The following is a 13,415-nucleotide window of genomic DNA, read 5'->3' as shown; positions in this document are numbered from 1 at the left end:
CAGGAATGTTGGTGCGGATCTTGTATTCACTCAGAAACGATCCGTTTTCGGCTTTTCTTTACGCCATATGGCGTCGGCATAGGTGGGGATATGAGGATTCTTGCAATAATACCGGCTTACAACGAGGCCCGTAATATCACGGCAGTCATCGAGGATCTCAAGTCTTTTCGCGGGGACATCCTGGTGGTGAACGACGGCTCGACCGACGATACCGCCGCCATCGCTAAGAGCCTCGGCGCCAAGGTGGTGAGCCATCCCTTCAATCTCGGCATCGGCGGGACGGTGCAGACCGGGCTCAGGTACGCCTACGAGCACGGCTACGACATGGCCATCCAGTTCGACGGGGACGGCCAGCACCGCGGCGACCAGGTGTTCAAGATCATCGAGCTGGTGGAGAAGGGGGAGGCCGACCTGGTCATCGGTTCGCGGACCCTGCCCGGCGGCTACAAGATGGGGATCACCCGCTTCATCGGTTCCCGCATCTTCCATTGCCTCATCCGCTGCCTGGCCGGCAAGGCGATCGAAGACCCGACCTCCGGGTTTCGCTGCTACGGCAGGAAGACCATTCGCCTGTTCTCGCGCTTTTACACCGACGACTACCCCGAAGTCGAGTCGATCATCACCGCCGCACGCAACGGGCTGCGCGTGGTGGAGGTCCCGGTGCTCATGCGGGGCAGGCTTTCCGGGCATTCCTCCATCACCAGGAGAAAGTCCGCCTACTACATGCTCAAGGTCACGCTGGCGATGGTGGTTGACGCCATGCGCGGCAGGGACCTCGTCGGGGAATCATAACCTGTGGATTTAACCAAACTCGCCGCGCTGGGCCTCAGCGTCGGCATCTTCTGCTTCGTGGTCTGGCTGGTCAGGGAACGTCGCCTGCGCGAGAAGTACGCCCTGCTCTGGCTCTGCACCTCGGTCTTCGTCATCCTCCTCACCGTGTCGCGCCGCATCCTCGAGGTCGCGGCGCTCTCCGTCGGCATCTACTATCCTCCGTCCCTGCTCTTCCTGGTCGGCGTCCTGTTCCTGCTGCTCGTCGCCATCGGCCACTCGGTCACCCTCTCCCGGCTCTCCGAGAGCAACCACAACCTCGCCCAGGAGGTGGCCCTCTTGAGAAAGCAGGTCGAGGACCTGAAAGAGGAACGCAAAGAAAGGCAGTAGGCCTTTATCTCACGCAAAGCCGCCAAGCCGCATTGAAAACCTGAAGGCACAAAAGGCGGGACCAGGATACCAGTCGCTTGGGAGGGGGCTTTGCGCCTCCGCGCCTTTGCGTTACCAATCCGGTTGATAAAAAAAGAAGGCTTCGAGGATCATCCTCGAAGCCTTCTTCGCGTTTGCTGCGGCGCGCTCTACAGCGGGCGCGGCGTGACGTAGTTGAACGCGGCCGGGATGGCCAGGGCCGTGCTCTCCACGCTGTTGTTCTGGAGACCGTCGTCCAGGTAGTCGATGGTGTCGTAGAGAAGCCTCCTGGTGTAACTGCCGTTATGGACCCAGCCGCTGCCGGAATCAAGCAGTCTCAGGTTGAAGGCGGCACCCATCATGTCCGCTCCCTGGAAGGTGGTGCTCCGGTTCCAGTTGGTGAGCCTGGTCGCGTCGGACTGGTCCGCGGCGACGGCGGTGGAGAAGAAATAGGGGGCCTTGGCGCGGTTGTAGTGGACCCCCTTGGCGGCGAGCTGGGACGCGATCAGGGACAGCGCCGCCTCGTAGCCGGCTCTCTTGGTCCACAGCGCCGTGGCGCTCATGAGGAAGGCGGAGCCGCCGTGGCAGTAGGTGCTCGAGCAGGCGGTGCTGGTGACGGCGCTGATGACGCCGTTGCTGGCGCTGGAGATGGCCCGGAAGGAGTGCTTGGCCGCGGAGGTCATGTGGCACCCGACGCAGGGGCCCTGCCAGTTGGTCATCCCTATGTTGACGTGGTAGGTGGTGCTCACCGTCGTGCCGACACGGAACTCGTACCCCTGGGCCAGGGTGCCGGGATACATGAAGTTGGCGGCCAACCCGCCGTGCGGGTCGATGAACTCCACGTTGCCCCAGAAGGTGTTCACCATCCCCGCGGCCACCACGCCGTTGCCCAGGCGGCAGACGATGGAGGGGTCGCTCGCGCAGGCGGCGCCGCCGCGGAAGCCGGGCACCACCTGCTTGATCAGCTGCCCGGCCCCTTTGCCGGCGTGGCAGACCACGCAGGTGTTGGAGTCGCCGAGGTCGTCGGCGGGGAGGGTCTTGTAGAGCTTGGACCTGACGATCTTCCGCGTGGCGGCGGACGAGTAGCTGCTCCAGGAGGTCACGTCGTAGGTGTAGGTGGCGTAGTTCGCGATGCCGACGATGTTCCTGCTGAACGCCGCGTCAAAGGGGGTGGGGGCGTGGCAGGCGGAGCATCCGATCATCTCCCGGGTCCGGTCGCCGTCGGGCGCGTCCCCCGGGATGCCGAAGGGGGCGATGGCCGTGAAGGCGGAGTTGACGTAGTTGTTGAAGCCCGTGGTGGTGTGGCAGCGCACGCAGTCCTTTTGCACCGTGGTCGCGGGAGTGGCCGGTGCCGGTGTCCCCAGGGTCTTGAAGTCGAAGCTCGTGGCGGCTGCAGCGCGGTAGTTCCCCTTGGGCCCCTTGGCCCAGTCGCGGTGCTCCTGCAGGACCACGAACGTCCTGGCGCCCTGGCTGTCGAGCTGGTAGTGGCAGTTCTGGCACTGCAGGTTCGGCGTCACGTACTGCGCGGTGGTGAAGTTGGCCAGGTGCGGCGCGGGCAGCACCGCCTTCAGGCGATGGCCGTTATGGCAGTTGGTGCAGATCCCTTCGCTGGGCCAGGGGTGCACGGGGTGGCAGTTCAGGCACTTCGGGTTGATGTCGGCGGTCGCCGTCAGCATCGGCTGCGCGTTGGGGTGGACGCTGGTCGCGGTCGGCGCATGGCAGGAGACGCAGGCGGCGCCGCCGGGGCTCTTGGCGTGCTTGGTCGCGCCGTAGTCGGCGAAGATATTGCCGCCGGTCAAGGGATCGGTCGCCCCCTGGTGGCAGACCTGGCAGGCGGAGGCGCCGCTTCCGGCGAAGGAGAGGAAGGCGGTGGCCTTCTCCCGGTCGCCGGTAGCGTTGAGCAGGCTCTCGATGGTGGCGCTCAAGTCGCGGCCGCGGTCGATGCCGCCAAAAATCAGGAAGTCGATCGAATCGCGCACCAGGCGCTTCACGTAGGCCGGGTTGTGCGCGAAGGCGCCGGGGTCGTGCACCAGGAGGTTGTAGTTGAAGGCGGCGCCGAGGTTGCCCGGCCCGTCGCCGTGTCCGCCCCAGTTGGTGGTGCTGAAGTAGGGGTATTGCGGCTTCCCGGCGGCATCGGTGAGCGGGGTGAACCCCTTGGCGGCCAGCGCCGCGGCCAGCGCCTTCAGCCCCGAGGCGAACTCGTCGCTTCTTTGGGCCAGGAAGCCGGCGCTCACCACGCCGCCGTCGATGTGGCAGCCGTTGCAGAGCGTGAAGTTTCCGGCGGCGGCGGACAGGGTATGCGAGCTGCCGGGGAGGTGGCATGCGACGCAGGGGCCGGCCCCCGATGCACCGATGGCGACGTGGTTCACCCCGGCATTGCCGTAGGAGACGCCCGGGTAGTGGTAGCCGGTGGCGCCGTAGAGTTGGCCCCCGGCGGAGAGGTAGTGCGCGTCGACGAAGCGCAGGTCGCGCCAGAAGGAACTGGAGTAGTTCTTTTGTGCCGTGGCCTGGGCAAGCGCCTGCAGCGTGACTCCGGCCTGCCGCCCCACGTGGCATCCCAGGCAGAGGTTGGACCTGCCGGCGTCGGGGTAGGCGGCCGCGACCCTGAGCCTTCCGGTCACCACGCCGGAGTAGTTGTAGTAGCCGGTGCGGGAGGAGAGCGCTCGCGGCGCCGCGAAGTCGCCGCTTTGGTGACAGGCGTTGCAGGTAAGGGGCTCGCTGTAGTTCGCCGGCGAGGCCGCCACCGGCGCGATGCTGGTGGTGAGGGCGAATTTCAGGTAGCCGGCGGCGCTGTGGCAGCGCTGGCAGTCGGTGGCAACGCTGGCGCTCGCCTTGGCGTCGGCCCCCGTGGTGCCCGCCGTCTTCCAGTTGAAGTAGGCGGAGTTTTTCCACGCGGTGGCGCCTGAGTCGCCGTGGCCGGAAGCGGCCCACTCGCTGCGGAACTGCAGCAGCACCTGGTCCGTGCTCCCCTTGGGATCGCCCCCCTGGTGGCAGTCGGCGCAGGCGGTGACCGGGGTCACGTAGGCCGCGGCGTAGGACGGGTTGGCGTAGGAGGTGTAGCCGTTGAAGTGCGCGGGGGTCACGGTGGCATCAGGGGCGGGGTCGTGCCCGACCGGTTTGTGGCAGATGAGGCAGTCGGTGCCGGCGAGGCTGCTTTTCACCTGGTAGTGGGTGGAATTGGGGGCGCCGTGGCAGGTGAAGCAGGCGCTCAGGGCGGCCGAGAAGGTGGTGGCGGGGTTGTGGTTCCGGTAGTTGCCGTGGCACCCCGCGCAGGTCATGCCGACCGTCTTGTGGGTCGTGCCGGGCTGGTGACAGGTCCCGTTCAGACAGAAGTTGCCGGCGCCGGACTGGTAGGAGAAGGTGTTCTGGTCGACGGTGCTCGAGTTGATCGGTGTCGGCATCGCGCCGTCGGTGTGACAGGTGACGCAGGAGACCCCGGCGGACTGGTGGCGCGACGAGGACCACCCCGGGAAGACGTACGGGTTGGGGTTGACGCCGGTGGCGGCGTGGCATCCCATGCAGCGCTGGCGCATGTCGTTGACCAGCGAGGCGACCACCATGACCTGGGTGGTCGCCGAGGCGACCGCGACATTCGATACGGTCTGGGTGAGCCTGAAGACGTAGGTGCCGCCGCTGACGGGGACGAAGCTCGGGGCGAGGGTGTTGGCGCCGGTGAGGGATACGGCGGGGCCAGAGACCTGGCTCCATGACGGGGTCCCGTTCCCCACGATGCTGCCGGAGAGGCGCACCGTGGTGTTCACCTGGGCCAGTTGATCCATCCCGGCGTCGGCGCTGTAGGCCGTATAGTTGGCGATTACGCTGCGGGGGGCGGTCACGTTGCTGACCGTGATCTTGACCGATCCGAAGTAGGGGAGGGTGACGGCTCCCCCGTTCAGGTCGGTGATGCTGCCGCCGGTCGCCGAGGTCAGGTAGCAGCCGGTGGCGTTGGGGCTGCTGGTGAAAATGGTGCTGCCGCCATAGGAGACCTTGGTGCTGGCGGGGGTGATGCTCCCGGGGCCGGTGACCGAGGCGGTGACGGTGTACTGCTGCGCGGTGAAGCCGGCCACCAGCGTTTGAGTTGCCCCGCCGCTTTTTTGGAAGGTGGTGAGGTAGTGCGAGGTGTAGTTGCCGATGGGGACGGTGGTCCCGTTTTTGGCCAGGGAGGAGATCTTGTAGCCGTAGTTGGCGGCGACGCTCACCGGTATCTGAGCGGACGTGGTGAAGTTGGTGTAGACGACGGTACCGGCTATCGTCTGCGGAGCCTTATCCCTTACCTGCAGCGTTCCGCCGGTGTTGCTCAGTTTGGTCTGGAGTTGCCACGTGGTTGCACCCCAGCTGACAACCGCGGCTGAAACAAAAAGCAAAGCGCAAAGCACCAGCAACGACTTCCTACCCATATCTCCTCCTTGTGTCCACATCAAGTTGCCGCAGATTGTGAATTCTGAATCGGCTGTAGGCTGATTTCCTACCGCTCTAATTAATAAAGGGCGGTAACGCGTTGTCAAGAAAGGCTGTGTCGGAAAAAATATTATATTTTTCAAACAGATAGGGGTTTGTGAGCGGTGTTTTCGCGGGCGGGCGGGGTAAGGGGGGTGGGGGCGACCGGGACGCGCGAAGGCGTCGGGAGCGCGGAAAGAGCGGGGCGGATTGAAAAGAGGGGGCGGAGGTGAACTCCGCCCCCTCCCGGGGGCGCTGCCTTGAAAACCCCGCTATTTCGCGGTGGGACCGCTGGAGAAAATGATCTTCTCGAAGGTGCGGTTCAGCGTCTTGCTGGGGAAGTTGGTCATCACGTTGCCCGCGTTGAGGGAGACTTCGTCGCCCACCTTCGCGCTCATGGTGGGGACGGCGACCCAGGTCTTCACCCCGTCCTTTTCGACGCAGAGGTAGGTATAGCCGCCGGCGTCGGCGGTCTCGACCACCTTGCCGGTGATGGGGGCCGCCGCTGCGACCGCCATGGCCTTTTCCATGGCCTTGTTGATTTCAGCCTGGTCGATCTTGGGGTGGTTGGACGGAAGCGGGGAGTTCTCCGCTGCCGCCGCCGGTGCCGAGGCGCCCGGAGCCGCGGCCGCCGGTGCCGGAGCTTTCGCCTTGGTGACGGTGACCCCACCGGCGAAGTAGATGGACTTGAAGGTGCGGTTCAGGGTCTTGCTGCTGAACTGCCCCATCGGCGTGCCCGGGGCGAGTTCGACTTCATCGCCTACCGCCACGTCGGTTCTCGGTACCGCGGCCCAGGAAGCCTTGCCGTCTTTCTCGAGGCGCAGGTAGATGTAATTGCTGGCGGTGATGGTCTCGATAACGGTGCCGACCAGTATGGCGTCATCGGCCTCGGGGAGGCCGTCGTCGGCTTTCGCCGTAGCCGGCGCTCCCGCCGCACCCGCGGCCGGGGCGTTCAGCTGCGAGGCGAGGCCACCGGAGAAGACGATGTTGTCAAAGGTGCGGCCAAGAGACTTGCTGGTGAAGTTGGGCATGGTGGCGCCCGGCAGGAGTTCCAGGTCCTGGCCGACGGTCACCTTCATGACGGGTGCGGCGATCCAGGTGTTCTTGCCGTCCTTGAGCAAGTTGACATAGGTGTAGCCCCCCCCGTCAAAGGTCTCCACCACCTTTCCCGAAAGCATCGTCACGCCCTGGTAGGGGGACGGCGCGGGCTTGGCGGCCTTGCCGGGAATAAGGGAACAACCCGCGCAGGCTGCCAGTATGGTGAGGGCCGTCGCGGTGGTCAGCATCTTCATGGTTTTCATTTACAACTCCTCTGAATGTGGTCCGGCTCCCGCCGGAGGTTGACGAACGGACTCGGCGTCAGTCAGTGCGCTTTACTGCGTAATCACCAGGGTCAGCGTCACGACCGCCCTGCGGTTTTTCTGTCTGCCCTCGTTGGTATTGTTGTTCGCCCGAGGCTTGCTGAAGCCGTACCCCTTGATGGTCACCTTGGACGGATCGACACCGTTTTTGAGCAGTTCGTTCTTTACGTTCTGTGCACGCTGCTGCGACAGGGCGACGTTGGACCGGCTGTCACCCACGTTGTCGGTGTGACCTTCGATAAGCGCGGTCGACTCGGTGTTCGCCTTCATCAGCGCCGCGAATGCCGCCAACTGGGCCTGGTAGATCGGCCGTACCGCCGGGCTGCTGAACAGGAACTCGATGGTCAGGGTCCTGATCGAGCGCTGCGGTTGACGCCCCGGTTCCTGTTGCGGCTGAGCCGGCTGGGGCACCGCCGGAGCGGGCGGCGGCTGCACCGCCGCGGGCGGCTGGACAGGTGCCGGTGCGGGTGCCGGTGCGGGTGCGGGTGCGGGTGCCGGTGCCGCCTCGGGTACCTTGGCTGCTGCCTTGGGCGCGGGCTGAGCCGGTTCGAGGACCGGTGCCGCCTTGGCCGGGAGCGGTGCCGAGGGCGCCAGCTTGAGCGTCGATTTGTACGCCTTGGCCGGAACCTTCGGCTGGGCCTGGGGCGCCGTACCGGGCTGGAAGTGCGGCGGCAGGGTGTTGAGTCCGAGCGCCGCCGCCCCGGTCGCGCTCAACAGCTCAAGGATGTTGGGCGGAGGGGCCGCGACCGGCGGGGCTTCCGGCGTCGCCGGGGCTGCCGTGGGTTCCTCCTCCACGATCTTGGGTACCGGGACCTCGGGTTTGGGCGGTGGCGGAGGGGGCGCCTTTTTCTTGCGCTCCTTGCCGAAGTAGTAGGTCAGGCCCGTGGTGAACTCGAAGTCGTTACTGGTGTTGACGTTTTGGTAGACCATGAGCTGGCGCAGGTCCGCACGGATGGCCAGATAGTCGTCGAAGTAGTACTTGATGCCCACGCCGAAGTCGAGAAAGGGGCTGCTGTCCCGGACCCCTTCGCGGTCAACGAAGATCCCCCCGGCCCCCAGGGCCAAGAACGGGACCCACTTGCTCCTGGGATCGAAGGCGTAGATGGCGTCGGTGCGGACCAGGTAGGCGGTGGCCTTGGTGTCCTGGTTCTTAACGGTGGTAGTGAGGTAGTTGAAAGTGGCCTCGATGCCGATACTGTCAATGGCCCCCTTGCCGACATGGTCGTAGCTCAGTCTCAAACCGTAGATGGGGGCGGGGTCGAGGGCTTGGGTGGAGGAAAAATATAAGCCGCCAACGACAGGAGAGAGCCCAACCGAGTCGATGGGCTTCAGTGTCTTTGGGGGGGTAGTCACTGCATGTCCTGGGGATGCCAGTAACAGGGACAGGCTGAGGACGGTTATCAGGCGGCAAAAGATTCGGGGCAACTTCCCACTCCCATACAAGACTTGTGATTGTCGCATCTTATACTAAGTAAAAGGTTACTTCAACCACAAATCCTTGTGTCACAATAGCAATTCAAGCTGTTTACGCCATCGATGCTGTCTCCCACCACTTTTTCTGTGCCTCTGTTCCTCACGGTGATTTCCCCTGTTCAAGTCTTGACCACCTGCTGCCCCCCCGGAGTGGGCTGTCTGGTCAGTCTCAAAATAGTTCCTGTTCAGATGTTCAACACTTGCACAGAGGTTTTTTGAAATGAACAATCAAGTTCCCGGGAGGTCTGGCGAAAAATAACAACGATTCCGAGCGCTTAAAAGTTTTTTATGGCTGTGCCGCCGGATGGTATCCCGCTTGTAACTGAAAGGGTAACGAACCGGGAGGTGGGCCATGAGAACCGAACAGAGCAAACAGAACGTGATGCGGAAGATGACCGGGCTGGCATGTGCGGCAGCGATGATCCTGGGGCTCGCCCAGGGTGCTGGCGCTTTTGGAACCATGGGTTCCAGTGCTAGCGGTGAGACCTGCGCCTACACGCTTCAGCTGCAAAGCTCGGTGGAGGCCCGCCGGGATTACCTGGTCAAGATCGATGCGGTCCGCGGCTCAACCTACACCGCAGGAAGTACGGTCGAGGACATGTATGGCAACGTGGTGCCCGCCGCTTACTCGGACGACGACTCCAGCGCGACCGGCAGCCTCACCGTGATCTTCTCCGCGAAGAAGCTGACCGCCAAGTCCGCTGGAACCATCGACTCCCTCTCCGCCAACTGCCTTAGCTGCCATGACGGCGTCGGCGCATCCCAGATCAACGTGGAACTCAGGGATCGTCCCTTTGATCGCAGGCCCATGGTCAATTCCTTCACCAGCGACCATCCGGTAGGGATGACCTACGACTCCTACGTCGCCGCCAACCGCGGCTATAAGAACGTCGGCCCCAACACCAAGATGATCTTCGTGAACGGCAAGGTCGGCTGCATCACCTGCCACGACCCGCTCAACACGGAGAAAGGGCACCTGGTGATGAGCGACTACGGCAGCGCGCTCTGCAAGACCTGCCACGACAAGTAAGCACCAATGGCCGCTGGGGCCGGTGCTGCACCAGATCCCGAGTCGGCTCCGTCCGGTTCGGGATTTGTTTTTCCGGCGCCCATGGCGCGGCAGGTGGAGCGGCGAGGGGCACGGCGGGCGGTGTTCGGCGGTGACTGCCGCGAAAGGGGGCTACGGGTTGGAGGCGGCGAGCTGCGCGACGGCGAGGGCGGCGAGGGCGGCGAGGGCGGCGAGGGCGACGAGGGCGACGAGGGCGACGAGGGCGACGAGGGCGAGGCCGAAGACGGGATCAGACGTACTTCTCGATCAGCTCCTCGATGATCTCGCCGATGGTGATCCTGCGGTAGGCCGAGGCGATCTTCAGCTTGAGGTGCAGGTCCTGCCTGATATTGGCGGTGAGCCGCACGTCCCCCTCCGGAACCAGGCCTGACACCGCCTTGGTCGTCGCTTTGGGGGCAGGTCCCCGTTTGGTGGCCCGTGGCGCGGGCACGGCGGCCCTGGCCTTGGGCGTAGGCGGCGCGGCGGCCGGCTCACGGGACGGTTTCGGGGAGGGCTTCGGTTCGGGACGGGGTGGGGGCGTGGGCTCCGCCTGCGGCGCCGGGGTCTCGACGATCCCCGCCAGTTCGAACAGTCCCATCTGATTTTCCAAGTCCGACATGCCTCACCCCCGCTCAAAAATGCCAGCGCACTATAGCAACGACGCCTTCTTGGAGGCAACCATATTTTGAACACGACCAGCGGCAGCGGGAGGAAGGGGAGGAAGGGGAGGAAGGGGAGGAAGGGGAGGAAGGAACGGGGTCAGGAACGGGGTGGGACGCCTTCACCTGGAGCAGCAAGCTCGCGGTAACTCGACTCGATCCGCTCCAGTACGGCGGCGATGCTGAAATGGGCCGCCACGAAGGCGCTGCCGCTGGCGGCCAGTCGCTCGGCCTGGGCCGGGTCACGCAGCAGGGCCACCACGGCGGCGGCAAACTCCCGCGCGGTGTCGGCGACCATTACATCCCGACCGGGAACGGCCCCGATACCCTCGTTGCCGAAGGTGGTGGTCACCACCGGGGTGCCGGCGGCCAGCGCGTCCAGGACCTTGACGATGATGCCTCCTCCGGTTAGAATCGGCGCCACGAAAACGGAGGCGCTCTTGTAGAGCTGATCGGTATCGTCCACGAAACCGGTGACCCGGGTCGCGGGATCCCGTTCGGCCAGTTCCAACAGGCGCGGTGGCGGCCCGAAGCCGGCGATGACGAATTCCGCCTCGGGGACGTCGCGGCGCACCAGCGGCAGCACCTCGGCGTGGAACCACAGCGCCGCCTCTACGTTGGTGGGGCGATACTTGTAGGAAGCCAGGAACAAAAGCCGCCCCGGCACCCGCGGGTAGCTGGCCGGGGTGAGATCCATGCCGGCGGGAATGGGGACGGTGGTCACCCGGAGCGCGGGCGCGAGATCGAGCAGGTAGCGGCGATCGAAGTCGGACATGGTGAAGATCCTGTCGAAACGCGCCATGATGGCGACCTCCAGCAACCGCACCAGCCGCCAGCGAACCCACCCTGCCGCGCGGGCCATTCCCCTACTGCGCTCGAACGAGCGCCGGGCGGGCTTGGTGATGACGTCGTGGGCGTCGAGCACCATGGGAGTCGCGCCGCGCCGGATCATGACGGCGGTTTCCACCCATTCCACCTGGACCAGGTCGTAATCCCCCTTTTGGATCAGCCGGTTGGCGAAGATACTGAAAGCGAGGTAATTGGCGGCCAGGCGCAACGAGGCGAGCATCCCGCGTTTGGGGAGACGGGGATAGCTGAAGGGATGGATCGCGGCGCAATAGGGGGCGAGTTCCGCGAGCAGGGGCTCCTCTCCCTGCTCCAGCCGGGTGGCCAGGTGGATCTCGTGCTGCCGCGAGAGACGCCGCACCAACTCGTTGACGTAGCGGCCGCCGGCGTGGTAAGCCTTCTGCTGCGGAAGGAAAAGTGAGACGAAGAGGATCTTCATGGGGGCCGGGCTCGCGCTTTCGAGGCGGCGCTCGGGTCGGCCGCCCAGGTGACGTTGGATGCGGCACAGGTTAACCCGATTGCGGCGGCGGGTAAAGACAAATCTCCGGTGCCGTCGGCGTCGGAGTTGTTGACACAATGCGTAAGATCTTTAGAATTACCTAATCGTCCCAGCACTCATTCGAAAAGCGGAGCGAGCGATGAACCCAGATCTGGCCAGATTGACCCCGGGGCAGAAGTTGATGAAGCAGGCGATACACGAGATCGACGATTATTTCGGCGAAGGAGTGGCGTTCAAGAACATCGACTTCCTGGGGGAGTACATGCAGACCCTCGCGATCCTGGAACTGAAGGAAACGCTCAGGAACAAGCTTTAGCCGGCGCTTTCTCCCGTGGCGGGGTCACTCGACCTTGTTGGGCAAGGAGAACCAGAAGCAGGCGCCCGTGCCGACTCCACCCTCGGCCCAGACTCTGCCGCCGTGCCTGAGCACGATGCGCTGCACGATGGCGAGCCCCACGCCGGTCCCCTCGAACTCCTCGTTGGCGTGCAGGCGCTGGAACAGCCCGTACAGTTTGTTCGCGTAGGCCTCGTCGAAACCGACACCGTTATCCCTGACGAATATCTCCTGCTCGTTTTCCCGCTCCACCGCGCCGACGGCTATCTTGGCGACCGACCGGGACCGGGTGAACTTGACCGCGTTGCCGATCAGGTTGATCAGGACCTGGCGCAGCATGGCGGCGTCCCCCAGCACCACCGGCAGCGGCGCGATCTCCCATTCGATCTCCCTCCCTTGCAGTTCTCCCTGGAGATCGGCCACGATCTCCCGCACCAGAAGGCCCAGGTCCACCCATCCCCTCATCATCTCGCTGCGCCCCATCCTGGAGAAGGCCAAAAGGTCGTCGATGAGTAGTCCCATCTTCTTGGCCGCGCCGCTGATGACGTCGAGGTAGTGGCGGCTCTTCTCGTCCAGCCCGGTGCCTGCCTTGGAGTTGAGCAGATCGACGAACCCGATGATGTGCCGAAGCGGCGCGCGCAGGTCGTGCGAAACCGAGTAGCTGAACGATTCCAGCTCGCGGTTGGTGGCGGCCAACTGCTCCAGCTGGTTCCTGAGGGTGAGGTTCAGTTCCATGATCTTGGCCTCCCCCTGCTTCTGGATGGTGATGTCGCGGATGACGGCGAAGACCCAGGTCGCCTCCTGCGCCTCGATCGGGTTCAGCATGATGTCCACCGGGATCTCGGCGCCGTTTTTGTGACGCCCGTACAGCTCCAGGCCGATCCCCATCTTGCGGGCCCTGGGATCGGCGAAATAGTTGCGCAGGTGCTGACGGTGGCGTTTGTGGAAGCGCTTTGGTATGAGGATCTCGATGCGCTGGCCCACCAACTCCTCGCGCATGTAGCCGAAGATGACTTCGGCCTGCTGGTTCACTTTCCGGATCACGCCGCCGCCGTCGACCACCACGATGGCGTCGGGGGCGGTCTCGAAGAGGCGCTCCAGCATGGTGCGGCTCTTGACCATGGCCTCCTCGGAGGCGCGCCGCTCGGTGTTGTCGTGCAGGATCAGCACGTATCCCGCGCGCTCGTTGGCCGCGTCGCGCAGTTCGTTCAGGGCGATGGAGGCCCAGAAACGGCCGCCGTCCTTACGCAGGCGCCACCCCTGCAGTTCCACGCTCCCCATGGTGTCCGCGATCGATAGTTCCCGCTGCGGGGTGCCGGAGCGGATTTCCTCCTTGGGGTGCAGCACGGAGAAGTGCCTTCCCAGGATCTCGTGGGCGAGGTAGCGGGTGATCCGCTCGGCGCCGATGTTCCAGGAGACCACCTCGCCCTTCACGTTGAGCAGGATCAGTGCGTAGTCCTTCACCTGCTCCGCCATCAGGCGGAAGTACTGGTCCCTGGCCCGCTGAGAGGACTCCTGGACCTCGCTCGTTGCCTTGTCTGCATCGTCTTTGTTGGCCATTGCTGCACCCCCGCCGGCGCCG

The 13,415-nt window shown here is 64.6% G+C and carries 10 protein-coding genes; 4 read left to right on the top strand and 6 right to left on the bottom strand.

The annotated features are described in order from the left end of the window. The first annotated feature begins 90 nt into the window (after nt 1–90). Both KOL99_RS16755 and KOL99_RS16750 read left to right on the top strand, forming a co-directional pair. A complete protein-coding gene (locus tag KOL99_RS16755) occupies nt 91–792 on the top strand; it encodes a glycosyltransferase family 2 protein (protein ID WP_216511615.1) in 702 nt (233 codons plus the stop codon). A gap of 3 nt (nt 793–795) precedes the next feature. Then, nucleotides 796–1,158 carry a DUF2304 domain-containing protein gene (locus KOL99_RS16750; protein ID WP_216511614.1) on the top strand — a complete coding sequence of 121 codons (363 nt, stop codon included), beginning with the start codon at nt 796–798 and terminating at the stop codon, nt 1,156–1,158. A gap of 188 nt (nt 1,159–1,346) precedes the next feature. Here the strand turns inward: KOL99_RS16750 and KOL99_RS16745 are convergent, their stop codons facing one another. The 3 genes from KOL99_RS16745 to KOL99_RS16735 all read right to left on the bottom strand — a co-directional run bounded on the left by KOL99_RS16745 (nt 1,347) and on the right by KOL99_RS16735 (nt 8,327). Next, nucleotides 1,347–5,573, bottom strand: coding sequence for a PKD domain-containing protein (locus KOL99_RS16745; RefSeq protein ID WP_216511613.1), 4,227 nt, complete (start codon nt 5,571–5,573; stop codon nt 1,347–1,349). Between the two features lie 312 nt (nt 5,574–5,885). Then, on the bottom strand, nt 5,886–6,914 hold the full coding sequence (locus KOL99_RS16740; protein ID WP_216511612.1) for a hypothetical protein: 1,029 nt from the start codon (nt 6,912–6,914) through the stop codon (nt 5,886–5,888). 72 nt (nt 6,915–6,986) lie between these two features. Beyond that, a complete protein-coding gene (locus tag KOL99_RS16735; RefSeq protein ID WP_216511611.1) occupies nt 6,987–8,327 on the bottom strand; it encodes an OmpA family protein in 1,341 nt (446 codons plus the stop codon). 472 nt (nt 8,328–8,799) lie between these two features. On the opposite strand from KOL99_RS16735, the gene KOL99_RS16730 reads away from it, so the two are divergent. Further along, nucleotides 8,800–9,477 (top strand): cytochrome c3 family protein, encoded by a 678-nt coding sequence (locus KOL99_RS16730; protein WP_216511610.1) that lies wholly within the window; start codon nt 8,800–8,802, stop codon nt 9,475–9,477. Between the two features lie 268 nt (nt 9,478–9,745). Here KOL99_RS16730 and KOL99_RS16725 read toward each other — a convergent pair whose 3' ends face one another. Continuing rightward, the gene (locus tag KOL99_RS16725) at nt 9,746–10,114 is read right to left on the bottom strand and encodes a hypothetical protein (RefSeq protein ID WP_216511609.1); all 369 of its coding nucleotides are present in this window, start codon (nt 10,112–10,114) and stop codon (nt 9,746–9,748) included. A gap of 140 nt (nt 10,115–10,254) precedes the next feature. Further along, complete coding sequence (locus KOL99_RS16720) at nt 10,255–11,439, bottom strand: glycosyltransferase family 4 protein (RefSeq protein ID WP_216511608.1); 1,185 nt, start codon at nt 11,437–11,439, stop codon at nt 10,255–10,257. A gap of 199 nt (nt 11,440–11,638) precedes the next feature. On the opposite strand from KOL99_RS16720, the gene KOL99_RS16715 reads away from it, so the two are divergent. Next, on the top strand, nt 11,639–11,815 hold the full coding sequence (locus KOL99_RS16715) for a hypothetical protein (RefSeq protein ID WP_183348221.1): 177 nt from the start codon (nt 11,639–11,641) through the stop codon (nt 11,813–11,815). A gap of 24 nt (nt 11,816–11,839) precedes the next feature. On the opposite strand, the gene KOL99_RS16710 is transcribed toward KOL99_RS16715, so the two are convergent. Continuing rightward, entirely contained in the window at nt 11,840–13,393 is a 1,554-nt protein-coding gene (locus KOL99_RS16710; RefSeq protein ID WP_216511607.1) for a sensor histidine kinase, read from the bottom strand. Nucleotides 13,394–13,415 lie beyond the last annotated feature (22 nt).

It is taken from the genome of Geomonas azotofigens (genome assembly GCF_018919395.1).
GTDB lineage: Bacteria > Desulfobacterota > Desulfuromonadia > Geobacterales > Geobacteraceae > Geomonas > Geomonas azotofigens.
The sequence above is the reverse complement of the archived record's forward strand: the minus strand, read 5'-3'. Positions and strand labels throughout refer to the sequence as shown.